The following is a 25,447-nucleotide window of genomic DNA, read 5'->3' as shown; positions in this document are numbered from 1 at the left end:
ACTAGCTTAATCTTTTTTGTTATCCAACCATTTGAAAGGGCAAGAATCATTTTTTAAAGTTTGAATTGAAGTTATCTCTGATTTCTCCGATATAGGGATTCGCTTCTCCAAGGACCTTTTCAAGCGTTTCTTGCACGCGATAATGTGAAATGTAAGATAGAATTTTTTCTAATGGGTGTAGGACCATAGTAAAAGTAAATTTTTTTAGATGTTGTTGAACGATATTTAGTTCAGTCATAACGGAAGGTTCTGGTACATAGTGTCCAAGGCCAACCAATTCATCAATAATAAATTGCTGATAAACGAAAAGAATAGCTGAACGATCGACTTGTTCGTTAAAGCTACGAGCGGATATATTTAGTTGTAATTCATGGTGTCCACGAAAATGCACGTGCATACATTTTGTTTTTTTATCTTCATTAGCATAAAGGATGTGATGAATTCCATACCAACTGGTAGAATCATTGGCAGATCCTTTTTCAGGTACAAATATCTCATCCCCAGAAACAAATGGACAACGATGATAAAACCCTAGACACTTACCAAAATATTGAATAGTGTTGTAATCTAATGGCCGTTGAGCGAAATAACGATTCATGATGGTGCGTGAACTTTCTTCTGTTTTTAATGACGGTGCATCTAATTGAAAAACGATAGTATTAAAAGGTGTATCTGTAACATCACGAATATCTTTGATGTAAAATGTTTTTGAATCCAGTAAAATATGCTTTTGTTCGAAACTAGCTGCAAGCAATGAAGAAAGAGTATCATCTGTAATTGACATCGGGTCAAGCCTTTTTCGAATGAAAGTTGTCTCATAATAATAAGGGGATTCACAAACTTCATTTAAATGTGAAACAGATTGTTTAATGAAATTTTTTTCATTAAATTGATAATAATTATTTTTCCAATTAACATAGTATTCTAGATTCTGGTTACGTTCAAAATTTTCTCTCATTTTTCAGTCTCCATTCCCAATCTTCATTGTAAAAAGTTAATCTATCAACATTGTAAACGTTATCATTTAACGCGGCATCCATTAATTTGTGTTTGTAATTAAATTATAATTGTTTTTTAATTTGTTTCCTTTAATTCCAACGATTTATGAATAAAGATAGTGTGCTAGAGGTAATATATAATCTTTATTAATATTTTTTCAATAAGATAAAATCAAGCAATTTATTGAAAATGAATTCAAAGGAGCACTCATTCCTATTTGGTAAAAAGGTTGTCTTATCAGGAGAGCCTTGTTGCGTCTACTCAAATGAAAAGTAACTTTGAGTTACCTGAACTAAGGCTCGTTGCGTCTACTCAAATGAAAAGTAATGTTGAGTTACCCGAACAGAGGCTCGTTGCGTCTACTCAAATGAAAAGTAACTTTGAGTTACCTGAACAGAGCTTTGTTGCGTCTACTCAAATGAAAAGTAATGTTGAGTTACCTGAACAGAGCCTTGTTGCGTCTACTCAAATGAAAAGTAATGTTGAGTTACCTGAACAGAGCCTTGTTGCGTCTACTCAAATGAAAAGTAACTTTGAGTTACTCGAACTAAGGCTCGTTACGTTACTTGAAAGAATGATTTTAAGCTTGGAAAATGACGGGTAAGATGCTTTTACATTTACCTATATGTGACGTATACTCAATTAAATAAAAGTAATTAGGAGGTACGTTCATGCAAAAAATTGTTCCGCATTTTTGGTACGATCAAGCAGCAGGAGAAGCAGCTGAGTTTTACACATCGTTATTTGAAGATTCTTCTATTGACAGTAAGGTGAAAATTTACGATACTCCTTCAGGAACGGCAGAAACGGTTACGTTTACGCTGGCGGGTCAATCGTTCATGTCTATTTCTGCCGGTCCTATATTTCAGTTTACACCGGCCGTTTCGCTCCAAGTTATTTGTAGCACGATAGCAGAAGTCGATCATCTATGGAAAGAATTGTCAAATGAGGGTTCCGTTCTGATGCCACTTGATGCCTATCCATTTAGTGAGAGATATGGCTGGACAGAAGATAGGTACGGCCTTTCTTGGCAAATTTTGTATGTGCCTGATCAATTGATTTCGCAAAAAATTACCCCAACATTGTTGTTTACAGATAAACAATACGGCAAAGCAAAAGAAGCGATGGAATTTTATACGTCTGTATTTGCGAATGGGGCTATTGACGGTCTCAATTATTATAGCGAGAGTAATGAGAATAGTCAGGTTGGAACGGTTCAATATGGGCTGTTTAATCTCGAAGGTCAGAACTTTGTAGCAATGGACAGCGGTATGGCACACGGATTTACGTTTAACGAAGCCGTTTCTTTTGTGGTGAATTGTGATACGCAAGAAGAAATCGATTACTACTGGGATAAGCTGTCTTTTGTACCTGAAGCGGAACAGTGTGGCTGGTTGAAAGATAAATACGGTCTGTCGTGGCAAATTGTTCCTACACGGATGAAAGAGCTGATGACAACTAAAGATTCTGAAAAGTTACAACGGGTAACGCAAGCGTTTCTTAAAATGAAAAAATTTAATCTTGCTGAATTGGATAAAGCCTATAAAGGGTAAGTTAAATGCTTAATCGGATTTAATAAGGTTCGGCTTTTTATTAAAAAGGAGTTGGTACAATGAGAAAAATTATTATGAATTTAGCGATGAGTTTAGATGGCTTTATTGCCAATGAAGATGGCAGTTATGAGTTGATTAAAGGGTATGAAGACAGTTCTTTAAATACAGATAATGAGTACAACTATGAAACGCTCTTGGAAAAAATTGATATAGTGGTGATGGGGAAAAAATGCTACGAGCAAGATATGCATTTAGAATTTAAAAATCAGACTGTCTATGTAGCTACTCATTCAACCATTAATGATTATGATAACATTAAATTTTGTGGAAATGACATCGTTGAAGTGATTAAAGCAGAACAGCAAAAGCCAGGAAAAGATATCATGCTTTTCGGCGGCGGCCAATTAGTGAATGCATTTTTAAAAGAAAATTGTATTGATGAGTACATTATTGGATTAATTCCGGTGATTTTAGGAGAAGGGAGACCATTGTTTTACGGTGGTCATCCCCCTATTGAATTGAGACTGGAAGAAAATATAGTAGACAACGGAATCGTAATTTTGAAGTATAGTAAGCGATAAGTTCATACGTGTTAAAAAAGCATTCAATTCTTTCTTTGAATGCTTTTTTGCTGCAATGTGGTCTAAGGAGACTCTAGTAACCTCTATTTTTTAAACGTTATAGCGCTTAAAAAAAGATTTAGAAAACGCTTGCATATATTTTTTTAACGTGTTAAGCTATGTGTGTAATCGGTTCCACATTACTTTGAAAATAAGCGAGGAATAACATGACAACAATAAAAGAAGTAGCAAAATTAGCAGGTGTATCAGTTGCTACTGTATCTAGGGCGCTTAACAATAGCGGTTATGTCAGTGAAGCAACGCGCATAAAAGTAGAAGCAGCCGTTAAAGAGTTAAATTTTTATCCTAATGAAGTGGCTCGTTCTTTGTATCAAAAGAAATCAAAGTTGATTGGTTTATTATTGCCCGATATTGCGAACCCGTTTTTCCCTTTGATGGCTAAAGGCGTAGAAGACGGTGTGAATCAACGAGGATATAGTCTGTTGTTAGGTAACGTAGAAGATGATGAAGAAAAAGGAAAAGAATACCTAAAGATTTTCGCACAAAATAACATAGCTGGTGTGATCTCTGCTGTTAAAGGGGATGGAAAAGACTTAAGAAATATGCCTTTTGTTATGCTCGATCGGGTTGAAAGTAATCGAGATTTTGCGGTACATTCCGATGATTACACTGGTGGCATGTTAGCTGCAGAAGCAATTGCAAAAAGAAATCCAAAAGAGATTGTGATCATGGTAGGACCAAAAGAAGTTCCAAGTTCTGCGATTCGCTTAGCTGGGAACGAGAAAGTTTTAAAAGAGTATCAATTGGCATATGGACTATTTCAAACGCCAAGTTTTAAATTTGAATTAGCAGAACAAACGGCGGAACAATTCTTCGAAGCTTTTCCTTTGGCAGATAGTGTCATCGCTTCAAATGATGTTTACGCACTAGCGGTAATGAAAGAAGCGATTAAAAGAGGACGCCGCATTCCAGAAGAATTTCAGATTATCGGTTATGATGATATGCCGTTTAGCAGAATGATGTATCCTGGATTGTCGACTATCGCTCAACCTGCCTATGAAATAGGCTTCAAGGGAGCACTATTATTATGTGACATTCTTGAAAAAGGGTTTGTTGCAAACAGTCGCATTCAATTGCCTGTAACGTTAAAAATTAGAGAATCAGTCAGAGAGAAGGATGAAGATGAGTAAAATAGCAGTGATAGGCAGCATTTCAACAGACTTTGTAGTGACTGCTGATAAAAGACCTGAAGTGGGAGAAACCATTACTGGGAATGATTTTAGTACTACATTTGGCGGGAAAGGAGCCAATCAAGCTGTAGCCAGTGCTCGTTTAGGTGGAGAGGTTTATATGGCGGGAACGGTTGGAACGGATCTATTCGGAAAAGAATTGATTCATAATTTGACCAAAAATAAGATTCATACGGACTATGTGGAACCCGTTACACACGTGCCATCTGGATCTGCTCATATCACTATCGTGGATGGAGATAATGCCATTGTTTATATACCAGGTGCGAACAACGCAATCGACAACAATCGAATGGAAAAATTGAATGAATTAATCGAGTCTAGTGACATTGTGGTTGTGCAAAACGAATTGCCGCAAGCAGTCGTTGAAAAAATTATCGACTTCTGTTTTGCTCAACAGATCAAAGTCATCTATAACCCAGCACCTGCTAGAGAGGTTAACCAAAGTGTTTTAGAAAAAGCAACGTATTTGACACCCAATGAAAGTGAGTTTAACTTACTCTTTCCAGAAATGACTATTTCTGAAGGATTAGCAAAATTCCCCAATCAATTGATTGTGACCATGGGTTCTAAAGGGGTTTACTACCATGATGGAACGAGTGAAAAACACATTTCTTCTTATAAGGTAAATCCAATAGACACAACAGGCGCAGGAGATACCTTTAATGGAGCCTTTGCAGTAGCCCTTACGGCTGGTTTGGATATGGAAGCTAGTATTCGTTTTGGAAACTTAGCTGCTTCATTATCGATTCAAAAATTTGGCGCTCAAGGTGGAATGCCGACGCTAGCAGAAATGAAAGAGAGTGAACATTATGAAAAAACATGGAATATTAAATAGCGACATTGCAAAAGTATTAGTAGATTTAGGGCATACAGATAAAATTGCGATTGGAGATGCAGGGTTGCCTGTACCAGATGGAGTGAAAAAGATCGACTTAGCATTGTTTTTATCTGAACCTTCTTTCTTATCTGTTTTACAAGTTGTCTTAAGTGATATGAAGGTTGAAACAGTTGTTTTAGCAGAAGAAATCAAAGACCAAAATCCCAAACAATTAGCAGCAGTTAAAGCAGAATTGAAAGACAATGAAGCCATCACATATGTAAGTCATGAAGCATTTAAGCAACAGTTAAAAGACGTGAAAGTTGTTATTCGAACAGGTGAAGCAACACCGTATTCCAACATCATATTGCAATCAGGTGTTCTATTTTAGGAGGTGTATCAGATGGAAGTAAAAATGACTGGCATTAGAAAAAGTTTTGGCAGCAACTCTGTCCTTCGAGGAGTTGACTTTGATATTCAAGCTGGAGAAGTTCATGCGTTGATGGGCGAAAATGGCGCTGGAAAATCGACTTTGATGAATATTTTGACCGGGCTGCATAAAGCGGACGCTGGCGAGATTAGTATCAATGGTGAAAACAAACGGTTTGATAATCCAAAAGAAGCGGAAGAACATGGGGTCAGTTTCATTCATCAAGAAATGAATACGTGGCCGGAAATGACGGTACTAGAAAATTTGTTTATCGGAAAAGAATTGAAAACGTCATTAGGTTGGGTCAAAACAAAAGAAATGAGAACGCTTGCTGAAGCGACATTTGATGATTTAGGTGTCAAAATTGATTTGGATCAAGACGTTAAACAACTTTCTGTAGGACAACAGCAAATGATTGAAATTGCCAAATCTTTAATGACTAATGCTCAAGTAATTATTATGGATGAGCCGACAGCTGCTTTGACTGAAAGAGAAATTGATGTATTGTTTAAAATCATTCATACGTTAAAAAGTAAAAAAGTTGCTATTATTTATATCTCTCATCGAATGGAAGAAATTTTTAAAATCAGCGACCGGATCACGGTTATGCGCGATGGCGTATCGATTGATACAGCATTAACAAAAGAAACCACAAATGACGAAGTGGTGCGCAAAATGGTTGGGCGTGATTTGGAAGACTATTATCCAAAGAAACATTCAAAAATAGGAGAAGTCGTATTTGAAACAAAAGGATTGACGCAAGCAAATCGTTTTAAAGATATTTCTTTTACGGTTAAATCTGGTGAAATTGTTGGTTTTTCAGGGTTAATGGGTGCAGGAAGAACAGAAATCATGCGCAGTATATTTGGAATCGATGAACTGGATCAAGGTGATATTTACCTTGAAGGTGAAAAAATAACGATCAAGAGTCCAAGTACAGCTATTTCAAAAGGCATCGGTTTTTTAACTGAAAACCGTAAAGAAGAAGGATTAATCTTAGATTACTCTATTCGTGACAATATCAGTTTGCCATCGATTGACGGGTTTAGTAAAAAAGGTTTGATTGATACAAAAGCCGAAATTGATTTTGCACAATTATTGATGGAACGGTTGCATGTTAAAGCAGAAAACCAATTTGACAGCGTTTCTAGTTTATCAGGTGGAAATCAGCAAAAAGTCGTATTAGCTAAATGGATCGGAATTGGTTCAAAAGTCTTGATTTTAGATGAACCGACACGAGGAGTCGACGTTGGAGCAAAACGTGAAATTTATCAATTGATGAATGAATTAGCCGACAGAGGCGTTGCCATCATTATGGTATCCAGTGATTTACCAGAAATCTTAGGTGTGAGCGACCGTGTGATTGTGATTCATGAAGGTCACGTCGCCGGAGAACTGAGCAAAACAGAAGCAACAGAAGAAAAAATAATGAAACTCGCAACGGGAGGGTACTAAGATGGTAGAAACAAATACAGTAAAAACAGAAAAGAAAAAAGGAAGTCCCAAAGATTATATTGGAAAACTTGGTCCATTTCTAGCGCTTATCGTGCTGATTATCTTGGTAACTATTGTGAACCCTAGTTTTATTGCACCAACAAATCTACTAAATCTGCTGAGACAAGTCTCAACAAATGCGTTAATCGCTTTTGGGATGACCTTTGTCATTATTACAGGCGGAATCGATTTATCAGTCGGATCAACGTTAGCGTTAAGCAGTGCTTTAATGGCTGGAGCAATTGCATCCGGTTTAGATCCGATACTAGCTATGGTATTAAGTTTACTAACGGGAACAATTTTTGGAGCAGTCAATGGATTGTTAATTACTAAAGGTAAAATGGCTCCTTTTATTGCGACTCTTGCAACAATGACTATTTATAGAGGGTTAACACTGGTTTATACGGATGGAAATCCAATTACGGGAATTGGTGACAGCTTTATTTTCAAATTTGTCGGACGTGGCTATTTATTAGGTATTCCGTTCCCAGTAGTGTTGATGATTATCAGTTTTATCTTATTGTATATCCTGTTACACAAAATGACTTTTGGTAGAAAAACATTTGCGATAGGAGGGAATGAAAAAGCTTCATTTATTGCAGGTATTAAAAACGACCGCATCAAAACAGGCATTTACGCTTTATCCGGATTAATGGCTTCTTTAGCAGGTATCATTATTACTTCTCGATTGGATTCTGCACAACCAACTGCTGGTACATCTTATGAAATGGATGCAATTGCTTCTGTAGTATTAGGTGGAACAAGTTTATCAGGTGGACGTGGAAGATTAGTTGGGACATTGATTGGGGCATTAATCATTGGAACATTGAACAACGGTATGAATTTGTTGGGCATTTCAAGTTTCTATCAACAAGTTGTTAAGGGTATTGTTATTATCATCGCAGTGTTATTAGACAGAAAAAACAAAAAATAGGAGGAATAAGAAGATGAAAAAATTAATTGGATTAGCAACAGCAGCAGCTTTATTTATTGCAGGATGTGGGGCGGCAACTTTGGAAGGGGAAAACAAAACAGAGAGTGGCCCAGTTGAAGAAAAAGATACATCTGAATTGGTTGTGGGCGTTTCAATTTCAACATTGAACAATCCGTTTTTCGTTTCACTTGAACAAGGGATTACTGATTTAGCAGATGAACAAGGCACTAAAGTGAAAAGTGTTGATGCTCAAGATGACACAGCTAAACAAACAAATGATATTGACGACTTGATTCAACAAGGGGTAGATATTCTATTAATCAACCCAGTTGATTCAGCAGCTATTACACCTGCTGTTGAGTCTGCAAATGCAGCAGGTATACCGGTAATTACAATTGACCGTTCAAGTGATGGCGGAGAAGTTTTAACTTTAGTGGCTTCTGATAACGTTGAAGGTGGCGAAATGGCTGCTAAATACATTGAAGAAATTTCAGGAACAGACGTAAATACCGTTCAATTAGAAGGTGTCCCAGGAGCATCTGCAACGCGAGAACGTGGCGAAGGATTCACAAATGTTGCTGAAAAATCATTAAACGTCTTAGATAGCCAAACAGCTAACTTTGACCGTGCTGAAGGATTAACCGTTATGGAAAACATGTTACAAGCAAACCCTGATATCCAAGCCGTTTTTGCTCAAAATGATGAAATGGCATTAGGGGCAATTGAAGCGATTCAATCTGCTGGAAAAACAGGCGAAATTCAAGTTGTTGGTTTTGATGGCACAGAAGATGGGATCAAAGCTGTTGAAGATGGCAGATTAAGTGCAACTGTTGCACAACAACCAGAAGAAATGGGTAAACTTGCTATGCAAGCAGCCTTTGATTACTTCTCTGGCGAAACAATTGAAGAATACATTGCTTCACCATTAGAATTGGTTAAAAGTGAAGAGTAATAAAACGCAAAAAAAAAGCTTGGACAAATTTGTCCAAGCTTTTTTTGCTTTATCAAAGAAAGTAACTGGACCAAAAAAAGTAGCTCTTTATCAAATAGGGTTGACTATTTTACAGGACTACAAGTATTCCTATTCCTCCAGAATGTTAAGCAAGAACTAAATTCATCTATCCACACTAAAAAGTATCGTTCAAAAAAATTAATGAGTAAATGGTTTCCCTTCTAAAACTAAGCGGAATTTTTTTGATGATTTTTTAGTGGGATGATGCTTCAATTTGGAGCGCAGTGCGATTTCTTCGCTAAGCGCATACATATTTCGTTTTGTAGGCATGATTTGAATACAAATGTAGTTTCCTACTTCACCTATATTTTTTAATGGGATAGGGAATGTTGTCACCAGAATATCGTATGGCCTTTTTTTCACGTCTTTCAGTGAAAAAATGGGCTCTTCATATATTTCAGTGTAAATGTCTTCTTTGAAATAGTGATGCAACAAATCTTGGATCATTTTAGCATGTTCAAGATCAAAACTGCTTACGATTAGAAGATGAACTTTTTCTTTTCGTTTATACAATTCTGGTATCAGATGTTCCCAATGGATAATCAAAGTATACATTATTTCGTATCGTGCTGATTCGTTATAGGTTAGTTCCATTATTTTTTCATATCGTTTTAAAGTAGTAAGAACTTCTTTTACAAAATCAGGAAAAAGCTCTTCAATCGATTGAATGAAGAATTTTTTTTGGTCAAATAAAATAAAAGAAGGCAAATAGTGACCTGATTTTGACTTGAAAACAAGATGTGTAATGTTATACATTTCTTTAATTAACTGATTTAAATTTGGTATCGGAATCCTTAGGTGATTAGACAGGTTAGTAAGCAAATCACGATGGACAGAAATGTTTTTTTCGATAAATGGATTAGTTTGTGCATCTTCCAGTAAAGAATCATACGTTAGTACAAAATCATTATTGATAAAGACTGAAAATACTTGCTCAAGAAAATCTTTGTCTAATGAAATTCCTAATGTCTTTTCAATCGTAGCTACGGCAGGGTGGAACTTAGAAAAATCTGGAATCATTTTTGTATAATTTGAAGAGGCGATTTGTGTATAGTTTCCTTGCTGAGTACGTACAAAAGAAATAACAGTCCATAGTTTTAGGCGGCTAAAGTCAGCTAGGTCTATATTAATGTTATTTTCTTTCATTATCAGAAACAACAATTGTTCATAAATTTCTTGATTAATTGCCTTATGTGGCCATTCAAGATTACTATATCGTTCTGAAAAGTAATTAAGATAAAAGTAACGAATCGTATCTTCGTTTTCGCTAATCATTTTACAAGGATGTGTTTGAATTTGGACATAATACTTTTTTAATGAACCATTTAATTTTTTTATTATGCGAAATAAAGTAGACGAGCTAATGAACAGTTCTTCTGCTAATTCGAAAACTGTTTTGGTATCATCATAAAACAATTTTTCAATAAAATTAAAAGCAATACTGTCCTTTAAAATGGCACGGTAAATACCATCAATACTTTGATAGGGAGGAAAAACAAAACGGATACCGCGATGAGAAGTTTGTAGAACTTCAATAGAATAGTATTCGCGCAATTGAATCATATCCTGTTTTAAAATTCGCTCAGAACTACCTGTCTTTTGGGCTAGTTCTCTTAAAGGAATCCAATCATCACGGCTATAAAGATACTCAAGGACCTTTAATCGTCTACGTTCATTTGCTTCTAATACTTCATACATAATAATCCCTCTTTTTTTTTTAGAGTTTTCAATTCTTTAATAGTGGGGAATGATTAAGAAAAATGTAAAATTGCTCATAAAGTTTCAACACCTTCATTCTACTATTAACGGATTTCGTTTGTCAAATTAAGTTAGACAGTTCCCACTCATTAATGTAATTTAAAAATACTTCTAACGGTGTCAGATACTGTAAAGATTTTCTTGGGATCTGATTTCTTACTGAAGCGACTGCAGAGACAAAAGATTGATCAACTTGGTTAAAATCCATTTCTTTCGGTAAACCGTCTTTTCGAAGCAGTCCATTAGAATGCTCGTTTAAAGCTCGCTGGGATGGAGTTCCTGGATCAGCAAAGTAAATAGCAACATCATTTAGATTACTAATGGTTTTCCAGTTGGAAAACTCTTTTCCACAATCAAACGTAATGGATTTGAAGAGATTTCTTGGAATACATTGGAACCAGTTGTTTATAGCTTCTTCAACATCTTGTGCTTTACGCCCATTGGGCTTCAAAGTAATAATGGCTTTTGAAATCCGTTCAACCAATGTGATTACAGCACTTTTATGATGAATGCCAACAATAGTGTCTCCTTCTAGATGACCAAACTCGTCTTCAAATTGAGGATAATCCGTTAATCTTTCAGATATATTTCTTTTGAAAGCTTGTTTCCCTCGTTTTTCTTTATGACCGTTTGGTTTACGTTTTCCTTTCATAGGAAGAGTTGTTTGATCAAAGAGCCCTTGTTTGAACTGTCGGTACAAGGTGCGTGAGGAACAAGCGATGAACCTTTCTGCACGACCAATAATCACATCTGGAGTCCATCCTTGAGCAACCATCTTTTGAATATATTCTTGTTGGTCATTGGGTAAGGTAATAGGATGTCTACCGCAGCGCTTCTTATTTTCTTTGTATTGTTTAAAGTAATCAAGAGCCGTGTAACCTTTCCTTAGGAAAGTAACTACGTTATGAATCGTCTGACGTGAACGGCCAATGTAGGTGGCAATTTTCAAAACAGAAATTTTTTGATGGAAATAAGCTTCTATCATTACAAGTTCTTCAGTGGTAAGATGGGTGTAGGTCATTCGTGATCACTCCTATGTTTTCTTTGGTCGGAAATACATTTTGAGTGTACCACGAATGGCTTTTTTATTTGTCTAGCTTAATTTTACAATCGGCGGGATTTAAAAATAAATAGGAAAATATTCGTTATTTAAAAAGAGTACAATGAATAGAAACTTAGGACTGTTACTAGTGTGTATAGGATATTATTCAACAAATAGAAACGTTTCGATAAAACGCTTGCATTTTTTTAAAAAGAGATTTATATTAGTTATAGAAACGTTTCACCAATAAAAAAAGGGAGGAATAAAAGAATGAAGAAATGGCATAAGAAAACAGCTTTAGGGGCATTAACGTTAGCTTCAGCAGGTTTATTGATGGCTTGTTCAGGTGGCAGCAACGAATCGGAGGATAGTGCATCAAGTGATTCAGTAACTTTTTGGTACATGGGGGATGGAAATGAACATATCCAACCAATTTTAGATGATTTTACTGAAGAAACTGGTATTACAGTTGATATTCAAAGTATTCCTTGGTCTAGCTCTCATGATAAATTATTAACGGCAGTTGCTTCAGGTGATGGACCAGATGTTGTTCAAATGGGTACAACATGGATGGCTGAATTTGTTGATGCGGGAGCTTTGCAAGATATATCTTCTTATGTTGAATCAGAAGATTCATTGAAAACAGAAAACTTTTTTGAAGGTTCGGTTGCTACAACAAAATTTGATGACGCTTACTACGGAGTGCCTTGGTATACAGAAACCAGAGCTCTTTATTACCGGACAGACTTATTAGAAGAAGTCGGCTATTCTGAAGCTCCAAAAGATTGGGAAGAATTAGAAGATGCTGCTATAAAATTATCTAAACGTGGAGATGATATGTATGGTTTCCAAGTAGAGTCTAATGATCCATCATTTGCATTTATGTTTGCTCGTCAAAATGGATCAGAGCTGTTTGATGAAGATGGAAAACCTGTTTTTAATGAAGCACCTTTTGTAGAAACAGTTGACTATTTAAATACGTTTATGCAAAATGGTTCATCTCCTAAACAAGACTTGGGCTTAGATATTTCACAAACTTTTGGTGGCGATGGAATCGTACCCATGTTTATCAGTGGCCCTTGGATGATCAATTCAATTAATGATAGTACAACGGATATTGAAGGCAAATGGGCAACAGCTTTATTGCCAGCAGGATCTGAAAACAATCTTTCAAATACTGGTGGAGCTAACTTAGCTGTATTCAATGGAACAGAAAATGAAGAGAATGCAGTTGCTTTGATTGAGTTCTTGTCTCGTCCTGAAAATCAATTGGCATTCTTTGAAAATTCTAACTCATTGCCAGCCGCTACTGTTGCTTGGGAAGATGAAGCATTATTAGACCCAATCATTGCAACATTTGGTGAACAACTCGAAAATTCTGAAGCAATGCCTTTGATTCCAGAATTCGAAAGAATCTCAGCAAGTTATTTAGAAGATTGGGAAGAAATTTACCTAGGTGGAGCTGACATTCAAGACAAAATGGATGAACTCAATGCCGAAACAGAAAATCTGCTTCAATAAATAAGCTGTTTATTTATATAGCAGTTAGTCAATGTAGAAATTCAGAAAAATAATCAAAAACGAATTAGTTCTTGATTTATTTTTCTGGGTTTTTGTTGATAAAAACGCACAGGATGATATCAAACAGGTTTTATGTAACATAAGTTAGTTTTAGAAAGGATGAAGAATGTTATGAAGTCAGCAAACAAAAAAGCTCCATATTTTTTTATTTCACCCGCAATTATTTTGCTTTTAGTCTTTTCTATTCTTCCAATTTTTATCGCTTTGTTTATTAGCTTTACAGATTTGAGTCTAGCTGGATTAGCAGATTGGTCCAGAGTCAATTTCATTGGGATAGATAACTATAAAAATATTTTAGCTGATCCAATTTTTATTAAAGCTGCTGGAAATACTATATATTATGTTGTGATTGGCGTTCCTTTAGTCGTGATTATCTCATTAGGACTGGCAATTTTAATAAATGTTGGAGATGGAAGATTTTTCTCTTTCATGAGATTAGTTTTTTATTCTCCTTCTATAACCAATATTGTCGCAGTATCAGTTGTATGGACTTTTTTGTACAATCCCAATATTGCAATAGGACTGTTTAACCAAATATTAGATTTGGTCGGAATCGCACCTGTCTCTTGGTTACTAGATCCTGCTGTGGCAAAACTTTCATTGATTATCTTGGCGCTATGGAGAGGGACGGGAATCAATATGTTGATTTTCTTAGCCGCTTTGCAGGGCATTCCACCAGAATATTATGAAGCAGCTGAATTAGATGGTGCTTCAAAATGGAATCAATTACGGTACATCACCGTACCAATGCTTAAATTCTCTATCTTCTTTGTCAGTGTGACAACTATTATCGGCTGGTTACAATTCTTCGAAGAACCATTTGTTATGACGGAAGGTGGACCATTAAACAGCACCACAAGTATTTCCCTCTTCTTATACCGAAATGGGTTCCAATTGAATGAGTTTGGATATGCAGCTGCCGGATCACTGATTTTGTTTGTTGTCATTATCATAATTACCTTATTCCAACTTAGAGGGCAATTGAAGAATAACGAAAATGAAATGTAAGTGAAAGGAGAAGACAATAAATGAATTCTTATAAAAAAGCACAAAAGAGAAATAAAGTGATTGTGGGCGTTATTTTAATTATAGGTGGGATTATTGCGGTTACGCCGTTTATTTGGATGATGCTTTCTTCATTTAAAACAAATGCTGAAATCGTTTCGATGGAATCAGGATTACTACCTAAAGAATGGACTTTCCAAAACTTTATTGATTTATTTGAAAAAATGAATTTTGGAGTGTATTTAAAAAATACATTGATTATTACAGCCTTTTCTTTCGGGGGGATGTTTTTAAATGCTATGGCAGGGTATGGATTTGCCAAATACCGTTTTAAAGGAAGAAATAGTCTTTTTATTATGATATTAGCAACGATGATGATTCCGGGTCAAGTAACCATGATACCCGTATATTTGATTCTAAATAACTTAGGATTGACGAATACCTTGGCCGGAATCGTATTGCCAGGTTTAGTAGGAGCATATGGTATTTTTCTATTCCGACAATTTATGTCTACCATTTCGGATGAGTTATTAGAAGCAGCTCGATTAGATGGGGCAAGCGAATTTTATATTTTCACTCGCATTATTATTCCGTTATCAAAACCTATCTTAGCTGTACAAGGTATTTTAACATTTATTGCTGGTTGGAATTCATTTATGTGGCCATTAATTATTGCCAATGACGAAAAATACTATACTCTTTCTGTAGGTTTGCAGTTGCTACAAGGCCAATACGGCAATAACTATGCGTTACAAATGGCTGGCGCAACATTTATGGTTGTTCCGATTATCATTATTTTCTTAACGTTCCAGAAATACATTTTACAAGGCTTTAATGTTTCAGGTTTGAAATAACACCATTCTAAGGAGGATATTATGAAATCAATAAAATTAAAAGAATTAGTAAACGAAATGACAATTGAGGAAAAAATCGGTCAAATGATTCAGCTATCAGCAGATTTTTACAATACAACAGAAAATGAAATTACAGGTCCCATGAACGATATGCGTTTAACAACTGAAAAAATGACGACGGTGGGTTCCGTTTTAGGAATTTCTGGTGCTGAGCAAGTAAAGGCTATTCAACAGTCGCATTTACAATCTAACCGATTAGGAATACCTTTGTTATTCATGGCTGATATTGTACACGGCTATCGGACTATTTTTCCTATTCCTTTAGGTTTGGCTAGTTCTTGGGATTCTAAGTTAGTCGAACAAACAGCTTCAATTGCAGCAAGAGAATCGTCTGTATCAGGATTACATGTAACTTTTTCACCAATGGTTGACCTAGTAAGGGACGCAAGATGGGGAAGAGTAATGGAGTCAACAGGAGAAGATGCTTATTTAAATCAACAAATGGCACGAGCTTTTGTTCGAGGGTACCAAGGATCAAATCTTAAAGAGGATATGACGAAGATGGCAGCTTGTGTGAAACATTTCGCGGCATATGGAGCACCTATTGCTGGAAGAGAATACAACACGGTCAACATGTCAGAACGTCAATTACGTGAAAATTATCTACCAGCATACAAAGCGGCTATTGATGAAGGTAGTCGTTTGGTCATGACAGCTTTTAACACAGTAGATGGTATACCTGCTACGGGAAATAGTTGGTTAATGAATGAAGTACTGCGTAAAGAAATGGGATTCGATGGTGTACTCATTTCTGACTGGGGCGCGATTGGCGAATTGATCGCACATGGAGTTGCTGAGAATTTAAAAGAAGCCGGAACACTAGCTTTTGAAGCTGGAGTTGATATTGAAATGATGTCAGCTGCTTACTCAAGTGAGTTGCATGGTTTGATCGAAAGTGGCACATTGGATGAACAAAAATTGGATGAAGCTGTTTTACGTATTTTAGAGTTGAAAAATGATTTAGGTCTATTTGAAAATCCTTATCGCGGAGCAGATGCTCAAAAGGAAGAACAAGAAGTCTTCAGTCAAGAAAATCGTGAGGTTGCACGAATCAGTGCAGAGCAATCGATGGTATTGTTAAAAAATGAAGATATTTTGCCTTTGAAAAAAGAGATGAAAGTCGCCTTGATCGGACCAAACAGTCAAACAAATGACTTGTTAGGATCATGGTCTTGGAAAGGGGATACTTCAGAAACACGTTCACTTTATGAAGGTATGATGGAACATGTTTCTTCTGATCAGTTAGTTGTAATAGAAGAAACAGATATCCTAAATCATTCAGCTGATGCAAAATTAGCGGATGTAGATGTGCTCGTGCTCGCACTTGGTGAAACTTCTGAAATGAGCGGGGAAGCAGCTAGTCGAACGTCCGTTACTTTGCCAGGAAACCAAATTGAATTAGTAAAAGAGGTTCGTAAATTATCTAAACCAGTTGTAGCAACTTTATTTAATGGAAGACCTTTAGATTTATCCGACATAGTGGATGATGTAGATGCTTTAATAGAAGCTTGGTTCCCTGGAACAGAAGGCGGAGCAGCTTTAGCAAATGTATTATTTGGCGAAGTAAATCCTTCTGGGAAATTAACGATGTCATTTCCAAGAAACATAGGACAAGTTCCCATTTACTACAACCAAGACAAAACCGGCAGACCTATGAACGAAGAAAATAAAGCTGAAAAATACTTATCCAAATATTTAGATGTAGAAAATTCTCCTTTATTCCCTTTTGGATTTGGATTGAGTTATACGAATTTTTCTTACTCTGCTCTTAGCCTTTCTCACACAACATTCACTAAAGAGGATAGTGTAACGGTGAGAGTTACTGTTAAAAATGACGGAACGATTTCCGGATCTGAAATTGTTCAATTGTATGTTCAAGATGAAGTCGGAAAAGTTGTCAGACCGGTAAAAGAATTAAAAGGTTTTGAAAAAATTACTTTAGAACCACAGGAAGAAAAAAAAGTGAACTTTACGTTAACAGCTAAAGAATTAGGCTATGTACATTCTGACCTCACTTTTTCTACCGACAGTGGGACATTTAAAGTCATGGTGGGTACAGACAGTGAGAATGTCCAAAGTGAAACCATTAGATTAATGACTAAATAGGTAAAGATGAGGGATAAATATGACTAAAAATCAATTGATCAGTATAAATGAAGGTGAACTAACCGCTCAGTTTAAAATGAGCGGTGATTTATTTGAACTAAATGCAAATGGGACTATGTTGAATCAGTTAAATCTTGGTGCCATTGACGCTTCTATTATGAATTTGTATTTGCGTAAATTCGAAGCGGATAAAGTGTCCTACACACCATTGATTGGCTTACAATCGACTAGCCAACTTTCACAATCTGAAAATAAGATTCGTTGGACTGGGAACTGGAAAGACATTGCTTATAGCGTTACGTTTTCTTTAGTCAAACAAGCTTGGTTTTGGGAAGTTGAAGTGGACGGACTAGGTGTCACAGTAGATTTTGTTTACGGTCAAGATATTGGTTTAGCTGATAAAGGGACTGTTCAATCTAATGAAGCCTATAACTCGCAATACTTGGACCATGCTGTATTTGAATCAGAAGAAATGGGTTACACGATTTGCAGCCGTCAAAATCAAGTACAGAGTAAAGGGAACTACCCTTATCTGCAACAAGGTGCATTGAGTAAAACAGTGGGTTACTCAACAGATGGGTTTCAATTTTTTGGAAAAAGTTATAAAACAACAAATGAACCTGCCATATTGAGCCAAAAGCAGTTAGCAAATGAGGTCTATCAATATGAAATGGCGTATAGTGCTCTGCAATCTGAGCAACTTGTATTAAACGGTAAGCAATCTATTGTATTTTATGGCTATACAGCATTTGATCACCCAGAAGCTATTAAAAAACCGGTGGCATTAAAAACAATCCAGCAACTATGGGAAAAAGCTAAGCAATCAAAAGAAGTATTTACGGATGTAGAAATGGTGAAAAAAGCAGCTGTTATCGGTGAACCTTTACAGACTAAAGCTTTTTCCAAAATAGAAACTGAAAGCTATTTTCCAGAACGAATAGAAGAAGAGTATGAAGAAGGAAAGTTGTTATCCTTTTTCACTCAGGAGAAAACTCATGTTGTGTTAAAAGAAAAAGAAGAATTGATGGAACGTCCTCATGGACATATTTTGTTTAGTGGCAATCAATTAACGGTTGATGAAAGTATTTTGACAACAACTTCTTATATGTATGGTATTTTCAATTCTCAAGTAGTGATGGGAAATACATCGAATAACAAATTTATTAGTAATGTACGGAATGGATTAAATAGTGCTAAAACTGCTGGACAAAGATTGTACGTAGAAACAGAAGGCGTTTATTCTCTCTTAACCATGCCAAGTGCATTTGAAATGGGGTTTAATTATGCTATATGGTACTACAAAATCCATGATGATGTATTGAAAATTAAGAATTATACAACTGTTGAAGGACCTGAACTCTTTTTAGAAGTGGAGAGTGAAAAAGGAAAAGCTTATGATTTCATTTTAACCACTCAAGTAACAATGAATGAAAGTGAAAATACAGTACCATATTCATTATCTAAGCAAGGAAATCAGCTACAGTTTCGTCCTGAAAATCAATCGACTATGTACGACCTATACCCTGATTTGAACTATACAATGACGATTAAGGGTGTGGATTTTTCTCTTACTGATGAGTGTTTTTTCTTGGAGAATGGATCAGATGCTGAGAGTCCTCTAGTTGTAATAAAGATGGATAAAACTTCTCAATTTACAGTTGCGATTCAAGGCAGTTTAGAAAATGAAAAAAGTGAATTTGTTAGTCGTTCTTTTCAAGAGGAAGTTTCAAAATACACGAACTATTTTAAACAAGTAATGAACGGATTTGAGTTGTCGATCGATACTGAAAATCATTCGTTGGATAGAGTGAATTTACTCGCTTGGTGGTACACGCACAATATGTTGGTTCACTATCTTGTACCTCATGGACTAGAACAATATGGTGGTGCCGCTTGGGGAACTAGAGACGTTATGCAAGGTCCAACAGAATATTTCATGGCGACTCAAAATTATGCTAGTATTAAAGAACTATTGCGAATATTGTTTGCAAATCAATTTGCGGATGATGGAAATTGGCCACAATGGTTTATGTTTGATCGATACACTCATTTGAAAGCAGAAGAAAGTCATGGCGATATCATTGTCTGGCCGCTTAAAGTAATAGGAGATTATTTAATAGCTTCAAATGACTATGCCTTTTTAGATGAACGAATTGCATATACTGACCGCAAGACATTTGATAAAACTAAACAGTCTGTTACTGTATTTGAACACATTGTTAAAACAATTGATTATATTCAAAAACATTTACTAGAGGGAACAAGTTTACCCGGTTACGGTGATGGTGATTGGGATGATACTCTTCAACCGTATGATCAGCGTTTGAAGAGTCATATGGCCAGCAGCTGGACTGTTGCGTTGATGTATCAATCATTGAAACAGTTAGCTGAAGTTTTAAATTCGTACGATTTAGACTTTTCTAATGAGTTGAAAGAGATGCATCAAGACCTTGAAGCAGATTACAAAAAATATATGCTTTCGACAGATGTGATTCCTGGTTTTGTATTTATGGAAAATCCAGATAAAGTTGAACTCATGGTCCATCCAACGGATACACGAACGGGTATTGATTATCGCTTATTGCCTATGCAACAATCCATGATTGCTGAGCTGTTCACTCCTGAAGAAGCTGAACGACATTATCAATTGATTAAAAATGAGTTGAGCTATCCAGATGGTGTACGTCTTATGAGTGAGCCTGCGCGCTATGAAGGAGGCGTCAGTACGTACTTCAAACGAGCTGAGCAAGCTGCGAACTTTGGTCGTGAAGTTGGACTACAGTACGTTCATGCTCACATCCGTTTTGCTGAAGCGATGGCGACCATTGGAAAAATAAATGAAGCTTGGGATGCCTTATCTATTGTGAACCCTATTAATATAAAAAAAGTTGTTCCTAATGCGCAATTGCGTCAAAGCAATGCTTATTTTAGCAGTTCCGATGGAGACTTCAAAACACGTTATGAAGCAGCTGAAAATTTCAGTAAGCTGAAAAATGGAGAAGTTGAAGTTAAAGGAGGATGGCGAATATATTCAAGTGGTCCAGGGATTTATATGAACCAGTTGATTTCGAATATTCTGGGTATTCGTGCAACTGAAACAAGCTTAACAATTGATCCTGTATTGCCGGATTCATTAAATGGATTAGTCTTTACATTTGAACTTTACAATAAGCCTGTAAAAATTTATTACCATCTTAAAAACGAAACACCTCATTTAGAAATTAATCAAAAAACAGTGTTCACAGATGGTTACTCGAATCGATACCGTTCAGGAGGATATGTAGTAACTAAAGAAGAAGTTGAAAAAAAATTGAACGAAACAAATAACCGTATGGATATTTATTTATAGTGAAAGATAAGACTAGTCTTTTTGCTAAATGATTGATACTATTAAATAGCTAAAGAGTGGAGAGTAGGGAAAAGAAATGGCAGGAATTAAAGATATCGCGAAAGCAGCAAATGTCTCCATTTCCACAGTGTCTTATGCTCTAAATGGGAGTTCTAAAGTAACTGAAAAAACACGTGCAAAAATTATTAAAATTGCCAACGAAATGAATTATATTCCAAATAGAGCAGGTCGGAATCTTCGTAAAAAAGAAACTCAAATTATTGGCGTTTATCTTGCAACTTATGGCGGTACTTTCTATGGAGATTTGTTGGAAGGCATTATGGGAACAGCTAAAGAAAATAATTATGATATGATTGTTTGTTCGGGAGATCGTTCTCGGTTATTTTTACCAGAGCGAATGATTGATGGAGCGATTATCTTAGATGCTGGATTTCCAGATAATGAGTTAATTGAGTACGCCAATCGTGGTCATAAAATGGTGGTACTGGACCGTAAAATTAAGCATGAAAATATTCGCAGAGTATTGGTGGATAACCGAATTGGAGCTAAACAAGCAATCGAAGCCTTATTAGAAAAAAACAATACGCTAGTCTATTTAATTACCGGTCCGTCTGATTCATTTGATAATCATGAGCGTTTGGAAGCTTCGATAGAGATATTGACTAAAAATAAGCAAGGCTATGAAATAATAGAAGGTGATTTTTCTGAGGTATCAGGCCGGAGAATCGGTAAAATCATTCATGAAAAATGGACTGAAACGGTTTCTGTATTTTCTTTTAACGATGAGATGGCTATTGGAATGTACAATTATTTTAAAGACACTAATTTAGAAATTGGGAAAGACATTCGTCTGATTGGATTTGATAACATACTGGTTAGTCGTTATATGACACCAAAGTTAGCAACGATTGCTTATTCAAAACATAAATGGGGTTCCATCGCAGCGCAGTCATTAATTAATCTGATCAAAAACAAACCGGTAAATGATCAAATTCTTAAAACAACTTTAGTAAAAAACCACTCTTACTAAATAATAGGAGGTACAATGATGGGTGTTATTTCTGGTCAAATCAATTCTTCAGAATTAGGATTTACAATTTCTTATAAGGCTATTTTGCCAGAGGAACGAACAGGACCTTATCCCGTTTTGTACCTCTTACATGGATTATCAGATGATGATTCTAGTTGGGTGTATAACTCTTCAATAGTACGGTATGCGTCACAATATAATATAGCTATTTTTATGCCGCAAGTGCACATAAGTTATTATTCAGATATGTACATGGGGGCAAATTATTGGAGCTTTTTAACAAAAGAATTCCCTATGAAAATGAAAAATTTATTTAACATTTCTCATAATAGTGAAGAGACCTTTGTGGCTGGTCTATCTATGGGTGGATATGGCGCAATAAAATGGGGGTTAACGTATCCGACTGAAATCGCGGGAGTTGCTGCTTTGTCAGCTGCTGTAGATCCTTATAGATTATGGCAAGATGAGCCAATCAGAGACACGCTTTTTAAGTCAGCATTTAAATCAAAAGAATCTTTTATAGGATCGGAAAATGACATGTACGCTGTGCTAAAACAAATCGAAAAAGAGACTGTTACACCGGTAATGTTACAAATTTGCGGTACTGAAGATTTTCTTTATGAAGATAACCTGAAGTTTAAAGAGGCTCTCCAAGAGACCTCTATCGATTGCACATTTATTGAAAAGCCTGGAGACCATAACTGGGCATTTTGGGACCAAGAAATCCAATATGTATTAAAATGGATGCAGGAAATCTTAACTAAAAAAAGAAGCTGATTTTTTCAGCTTCTTTTTTTAGCTCGAATTTCTGTTAACCTAAAAGACTTCCATTGAACTGTCAAGATCTTAAGGGTATACTAAAAAAATCATATAAAGTGAATAAGAGTATTAAAAATAATTGGTTATGAGGGAGGTGAGAAAATGACTCTTAAAAATAAAACAGTAACAAAATATTTGTCTTGGTTAGTGGTGCTGTTATGGATGGGGTTAATTTTTTATTTCTCTCACCAAGTTCAGCAACAGTCTTGGAATTTGAGCTATAGCATATTAGAAATCAGTGTTCAAGCCATTAAAGTGGTTCAGGTTGTTTTGTTTATGGGTTTAGCTGGAGTTGTTATTTTTAAGTTAAAAAGTTTTGGAATCAGGATTGGATTAAAAGAAGTAGTCCTTATTCTCGTTGTAGCCGCTATATTGTATAGCTTGTCCCTTAATGTGCGTCATGCTCTTGTTCCGGTAGATCTACATCACTTTATACGTAAAAACGCACATTTTTTAATCTATTTAATTTTAGGTGTGTTTGTAAAAAATGCTTTGAATAGCAGTTGATTGAAAGGCGTCAAAGCATTTGGAATTGGGTTACTGATTTGTGTGGGCTATGCTTTTTCAGATGAAATTCATCAATTAGTTGTGCCCGGGAGAGGCGGTCAGTTAAGTGATGTGGTCATTGACAGTTCCGGTGCAGGGATAGGGATTTTGTTGCAGACTTTATTCGTTGCTTTCCGGTCAAATAGAAATAAAAATAAGGTTGTAGAAAATAGTTGAAAATTGAACTATTCAAAAAAGAAGCTTGGCATAATTGCTAAGCTTCTTTTTTTGGAGTTGTTTTACCGTAAATGATCCGTTTGATTCCAGGCATTTAAAATGAATTTTCCTTTAGCATAACCTAATTCAGAAATGCTAGTATTGGCCAGAGGTTCTTGCGAACGAAGGTCTTTTAAATCCATTCCAACTAAAGATAAAAGTGTTGTTGTCCAAGTGATGCTATGTCCAACAAATAACAAGTCATTTTCAGGGAATTGCTCAATAGAGCGGTGGATTGCTCGGCTTCCTCTAGCAATCAATTCCGGATAAGTTTCTCCGCCAAATTTACTAGGGTCATACAAATCAGGACGATTACGTAAATTATAAAAACTATCTGGTGAAGTTTCACGCCAAAGTGGAATGGAGGATCCTTCCCATGAGCCATAACCGAATTCCTTTAAATCATCTGTGTAATGTGTAGTAAAATCTTGGTCAAATTGTGAAGTAATTAAATGAGCAGTTTCGACGGCTCGTTTCTGCGGACTAGCAATAATCTGCTGAAGTCCATAATCTTTCAGACAGATACCCGTTTTTTTTGCATCTTCCAAACTTTGGGGCAGTAAGGGGGAATCGATATCTCCACCTTGAACGCGATCTGCTAAATTGTATTCAGTCATTCCGTGGCGTACAAAAAATAGTCGTTGCATAAAAACTCCTCCTATGTTGAAATATAATTTCATTCTAACATAAAATGAGCAATGAAAAAGGGCTGTTTTAAGATGGTTTAAAGCGAAAAAGAATAGAAAAAGATAACGAAAATAGCCTGTAATGTAAAGGTATACATTTGAAAAGTGAATTTACATATTGATGTAACGTTTATTTATGTATAATTGGTCTAATTTTATAAAAAGTAGAAAAAGTTATTGAAATTTTATTTTAACATGTTATGATTAATCATGTCATTAAAACGATTTCAAAGGAGTGGTGCTATGTTTGGTGTATCTGTCTTTCTTGGAGATGAGTTAACAAGTGAAACAAAAAACTATCTGCAGACAATGAAAGACAGCGGATTTGAAGGAGTATTTTCTTCTATGCATATTCCAGAAGACGATGTTTCACAATATGTAACAAGAGTGAAGACGTTAGGCCAATGGACGCAAGAATTAGATATGCAGTTGATGATTGATATTTCAGGGGAAGCTTTGAATAAAATTGGTTTTTCATTTGATCGTCCTGAGGAAATGCTAGCTATCGGGATTACTGGTTTAAGAATGGATTATCATATAACGAATCAAGTGAGTGCTAAAGTTAGCCGTTCAATGACAGTGGCCCTTAATGCGAGTACGATTACGCAAGCAGATATTGATGAACTAAAGCAATACAATGCGAATTTCCAACAAATGGAAGCGTGGCACAATTATTATCCGCGTCCTGAAACGGGATTAGATAAAAAGTTGTTTATACACAAAAATCACTGGTTAAAATCACTAGGATTTAACGTAATGGCTTTTGTTCCAGGAAATGAAACATTACGAGGCCCATTATTTTGTCAGTTGCCAACGTTAGAAAAGCAACGTGGAGTTCATCCTTTAGCTAGTGCAATTGAATTGTTAAACGAGTGCGAAGTAGATGATGTTTACATTGGAGATCCAACAATCGATGACAGAACGAAAAAGCAATTTTTTTATTACATTAAAAAGAAAACGTTATTATTTTCAATTAAGGGAATCGAAGGTTCTGATTATTTATCTGTCATCGTAGGAAAACACCAAAATCGTTGGGACGCAGCAAGAGATGTAATCCGTAGTGCTGATGCTCGCTTTAGAACCATCCCGAACATTGAACCGCAATACAGCCAAGAACGAATAAAAGGAAGCGTTACAGTAGACAACCGTTTATATGGACGCTATATGGGAGAAATTCAACTAGTACAACACCCTTTAGCTAAAGATGAAAAGGTAAATGTTGTGGCTCACGTTATTCCAGAAGATCTAGCTTTGATCGACTGTTGTCAAGAAGGCCAATTATTTGAACTCCAACCGATACAAGACAATGAAAGAGGTTAAGA

At 35.9% G+C, this 25,447-nt stretch carries 21 protein-coding genes and 1 pseudogene; 18 read left to right on the top strand and 4 right to left on the bottom strand.

Translation table 11 applies throughout. From position 1 onward, the window contains the following. Positions 1 to 46 precede the first annotated feature (46 nt). Positions 47 to 958: a competence protein ComK gene (locus BP18_RS01325; RefSeq protein ID WP_029276937.1), complete on the bottom strand. Its 912-nt coding sequence runs from the start codon at positions 956 to 958 to the stop codon at positions 47 to 49. 258 nt (positions 959 to 1,216) lie between these two features. Between BP18_RS01325 and BP18_RS01320 the strand changes: the two genes are divergently transcribed. The 9 genes from BP18_RS01320 to BP18_RS01280 all read left to right on the top strand — a co-directional run bounded on the left by BP18_RS01320 (position 1,217) and on the right by BP18_RS01280 (position 9,013). Then, entirely contained in the window at positions 1,217 to 1,603 is a 387-nt protein-coding gene (locus BP18_RS01320) for a hypothetical protein (protein ID WP_035050160.1), read from the top strand. A gap of 67 nt (positions 1,604 to 1,670) precedes the next feature. Further along, positions 1,671 to 2,552, top strand: a complete 882-nt coding sequence (locus BP18_RS01315; RefSeq protein WP_029276939.1) for a VOC family protein — start codon at positions 1,671 to 1,673, stop codon at positions 2,550 to 2,552. 59 nt (positions 2,553 to 2,611) lie between these two features. Then, on the top strand, positions 2,612 to 3,133 hold the full coding sequence (locus BP18_RS01310) for a dihydrofolate reductase family protein (protein ID WP_029276940.1): 522 nt from the start codon (positions 2,612 to 2,614) through the stop codon (positions 3,131 to 3,133). 206 nt (positions 3,134 to 3,339) lie between these two features. Next, the gene (locus BP18_RS01305; RefSeq protein WP_029276942.1) at positions 3,340 to 4,323 is read left to right on the top strand and encodes a LacI family DNA-binding transcriptional regulator; all 984 of its coding nucleotides are present in this window, start codon (positions 3,340 to 3,342) and stop codon (positions 4,321 to 4,323) included. After that, positions 4,316 to 5,221, top strand: a complete 906-nt coding sequence (rbsK, locus tag BP18_RS01300; RefSeq protein ID WP_029276944.1) for a ribokinase — start codon at positions 4,316 to 4,318, stop codon at positions 5,219 to 5,221. The genes BP18_RS01305 and rbsK overlap by 8 nt, the downstream gene beginning before the upstream one ends. Then, a complete protein-coding gene (gene rbsD / locus BP18_RS01295) occupies positions 5,196 to 5,594 on the top strand; it encodes a D-ribose pyranase (RefSeq protein ID WP_029276946.1) in 399 nt (132 codons plus the stop codon). Before rbsK ends, rbsD begins: the two co-directional genes overlap by 26 nt. Positions 5,595 to 5,606: 12 nt before the next feature. Next, entirely contained in the window at positions 5,607 to 7,088 is a 1,482-nt protein-coding gene (locus BP18_RS01290) for a sugar ABC transporter ATP-binding protein (RefSeq protein ID WP_029276948.1), read from the top strand. 1 nt (position 7,089) lies between these two features. Continuing rightward, positions 7,090 to 8,061, top strand: a complete 972-nt coding sequence (locus tag BP18_RS01285) for an ABC transporter permease (protein WP_007725583.1) — start codon at positions 7,090 to 7,092, stop codon at positions 8,059 to 8,061. Positions 8,062 to 8,074: 13 nt separating this feature from the next. Continuing rightward, entirely contained in the window at positions 8,075 to 9,013 is a 939-nt protein-coding gene (locus tag BP18_RS01280; RefSeq protein ID WP_029276950.1) for a D-ribose ABC transporter substrate-binding protein, read from the top strand. Positions 9,014 to 9,211: 198 nt separating this feature from the next. Here BP18_RS01280 and BP18_RS01275 read toward each other — a convergent pair whose 3' ends face one another. Together BP18_RS01275 and BP18_RS01270 are read right to left on the bottom strand one after the other, a co-directional pair. After that, complete coding sequence (locus BP18_RS01275) at positions 9,212 to 10,771, bottom strand: M protein trans-acting positive regulator PRD domain-containing protein (RefSeq protein WP_051669282.1); 1,560 nt, start codon at positions 10,769 to 10,771, stop codon at positions 9,212 to 9,214. Positions 10,772 to 10,892: 121 nt separating this feature from the next. Next, positions 10,893 to 11,852, bottom strand: a complete 960-nt coding sequence (locus tag BP18_RS01270; protein WP_035050157.1) for an IS30 family transposase — start codon at positions 11,850 to 11,852, stop codon at positions 10,893 to 10,895. Positions 11,853 to 12,143: 291 nt separating this feature from the next. On the opposite strand from BP18_RS01270, the gene BP18_RS01265 reads away from it, so the two are divergent. The 8 genes and pseudogenes from BP18_RS01265 (at position 12,144) to BP18_RS12690 (ending at position 23,400) form a co-directional block, all read left to right on the top strand. Further along, positions 12,144 to 13,394 (top strand): sugar ABC transporter substrate-binding protein, encoded by a 1,251-nt coding sequence (locus tag BP18_RS01265; RefSeq protein ID WP_029278181.1) that lies wholly within the window; start codon positions 12,144 to 12,146, stop codon positions 13,392 to 13,394. A 171-nt stretch (positions 13,395 to 13,565) separates the two neighbouring features. After that, on the top strand, positions 13,566 to 14,462 hold the full coding sequence (locus BP18_RS01260; RefSeq protein ID WP_029278179.1) for a carbohydrate ABC transporter permease: 897 nt from the start codon (positions 13,566 to 13,568) through the stop codon (positions 14,460 to 14,462). A 20-nt stretch (positions 14,463 to 14,482) separates the two neighbouring features. Further along, entirely contained in the window at positions 14,483 to 15,313 is an 831-nt protein-coding gene (locus tag BP18_RS01255) for a carbohydrate ABC transporter permease (protein ID WP_029278177.1), read from the top strand. Between the two features lie 21 nt (positions 15,314 to 15,334). After that, entirely contained in the window at positions 15,335 to 17,479 is a 2,145-nt protein-coding gene (locus tag BP18_RS01250) for a glycoside hydrolase family 3 N-terminal domain-containing protein (protein ID WP_035050155.1), read from the top strand. Between the two features lie 19 nt (positions 17,480 to 17,498). Beyond that, positions 17,499 to 20,828, top strand: coding sequence for a GH36-type glycosyl hydrolase domain-containing protein (locus BP18_RS01245; protein ID WP_029278175.1), 3,330 nt, complete (start codon positions 17,499 to 17,501; stop codon positions 20,826 to 20,828). Between the two features lie 76 nt (positions 20,829 to 20,904). Beyond that, positions 20,905 to 21,858, top strand: coding sequence for a LacI family DNA-binding transcriptional regulator (locus tag BP18_RS01240; protein WP_029278173.1), 954 nt, complete (start codon positions 20,905 to 20,907; stop codon positions 21,856 to 21,858). Between the two features lie 18 nt (positions 21,859 to 21,876). Beyond that, positions 21,877 to 22,635 carry an alpha/beta hydrolase gene (locus BP18_RS01235; RefSeq protein WP_029278172.1) on the top strand — a complete coding sequence of 253 codons (759 nt, stop codon included), beginning with the start codon at positions 21,877 to 21,879 and terminating at the stop codon, positions 22,633 to 22,635. Between the two features lie 144 nt (positions 22,636 to 22,779). Further along, positions 22,780 to 23,400: pseudogene (locus BP18_RS12690) on the top strand (VanZ family protein). Positions 23,401 to 23,462: 62 nt separating this feature from the next. On the opposite strand, the gene BP18_RS01225 reads toward BP18_RS12690, so the two are convergent. Then, positions 23,463 to 24,086 (bottom strand): histidine phosphatase family protein, encoded by a 624-nt coding sequence (locus BP18_RS01225; RefSeq protein ID WP_029278170.1) that lies wholly within the window; start codon positions 24,084 to 24,086, stop codon positions 23,463 to 23,465. Positions 24,087 to 24,368: 282 nt separating this feature from the next. Here BP18_RS01225 and BP18_RS01220 point away from each other — a divergent pair, with 282 nt between their 5' ends. After that, the gene (locus tag BP18_RS01220; RefSeq protein WP_029278168.1) at positions 24,369 to 25,445 is read left to right on the top strand and encodes a DUF871 domain-containing protein; all 1,077 of its coding nucleotides are present in this window, start codon (positions 24,369 to 24,371) and stop codon (positions 25,443 to 25,445) included. Positions 25,446 to 25,447: the final 2 nt, after the last annotated feature.

This window comes from Carnobacterium jeotgali MS3, from assembly GCF_000745125.1.
GTDB lineage: Bacteria > Bacillota > Bacilli > Lactobacillales > Carnobacteriaceae > Carnobacterium_B > Carnobacterium_B jeotgali.
Note: the sequence above shows the minus strand (reverse complement) of the source record. Positions and strands in the feature narration are given on the sequence as shown.

Coding starts and splice junctions, on each gene's coding strand:
- BP18_RS01325 (WP_029276937.1), bottom strand. CDS start 958: ATGAGAGAAAATTTTGAACGTAACCAGAATCTAGAATACTATGTTAAT.
- BP18_RS01315 (WP_029276939.1), top strand. CDS start 1,671: ATGCAAAAAATTGTTCCGCATTTTTGGTACGATCAAGCAGCAGGAGAA.
- BP18_RS01310 (WP_029276940.1), top strand. CDS start 2,612: ATGAGAAAAATTATTATGAATTTAGCGATGAGTTTAGATGGCTTTATT.
- BP18_RS01305 (WP_029276942.1), top strand. CDS start 3,340: ATGACAACAATAAAAGAAGTAGCAAAATTAGCAGGTGTATCAGTTGCT.
- rbsK (WP_029276944.1), top strand. CDS start 4,316: ATGAGTAAAATAGCAGTGATAGGCAGCATTTCAACAGACTTTGTAGTG.
- rbsD (WP_029276946.1), top strand. CDS start 5,196: ATGAAAAAACATGGAATATTAAATAGCGACATTGCAAAAGTATTAGTA.
- BP18_RS01290 (WP_029276948.1), top strand. CDS start 5,607: ATGGAAGTAAAAATGACTGGCATTAGAAAAAGTTTTGGCAGCAACTCT.
- BP18_RS01285 (WP_007725583.1), top strand. CDS start 7,090: ATGGTAGAAACAAATACAGTAAAAACAGAAAAGAAAAAAGGAAGTCCC.
- BP18_RS01280 (WP_029276950.1), top strand. CDS start 8,075: ATGAAAAAATTAATTGGATTAGCAACAGCAGCAGCTTTATTTATTGCA.
- BP18_RS01275 (WP_051669282.1), bottom strand. CDS start 10,771: ATGTATGAAGTATTAGAAGCAAATGAACGTAGACGATTAAAGGTCCTT.
- BP18_RS01270 (WP_035050157.1), bottom strand. CDS start 11,852: ATGACCTACACCCATCTTACCACTGAAGAACTTGTAATGATAGAAGCT.
- BP18_RS01265 (WP_029278181.1), top strand. CDS start 12,144: ATGAAGAAATGGCATAAGAAAACAGCTTTAGGGGCATTAACGTTAGCT.
- BP18_RS01260 (WP_029278179.1), top strand. CDS start 13,566: ATGAAGTCAGCAAACAAAAAAGCTCCATATTTTTTTATTTCACCCGCA.
- BP18_RS01255 (WP_029278177.1), top strand. CDS start 14,483: ATGAATTCTTATAAAAAAGCACAAAAGAGAAATAAAGTGATTGTGGGC.
- BP18_RS01250 (WP_035050155.1), top strand. CDS start 15,335: ATGAAATCAATAAAATTAAAAGAATTAGTAAACGAAATGACAATTGAG.
- BP18_RS01245 (WP_029278175.1), top strand. CDS start 17,499: ATGACTAAAAATCAATTGATCAGTATAAATGAAGGTGAACTAACCGCT.
- BP18_RS01240 (WP_029278173.1), top strand. CDS start 20,905: ATGGCAGGAATTAAAGATATCGCGAAAGCAGCAAATGTCTCCATTTCC.
- BP18_RS01235 (WP_029278172.1), top strand. CDS start 21,877: ATGGGTGTTATTTCTGGTCAAATCAATTCTTCAGAATTAGGATTTACA.
- BP18_RS01225 (WP_029278170.1), bottom strand. CDS start 24,086: ATGCAACGACTATTTTTTGTACGCCACGGAATGACTGAATACAATTTA.
- BP18_RS01220 (WP_029278168.1), top strand. CDS start 24,369: ATGTTTGGTGTATCTGTCTTTCTTGGAGATGAGTTAACAAGTGAAACA.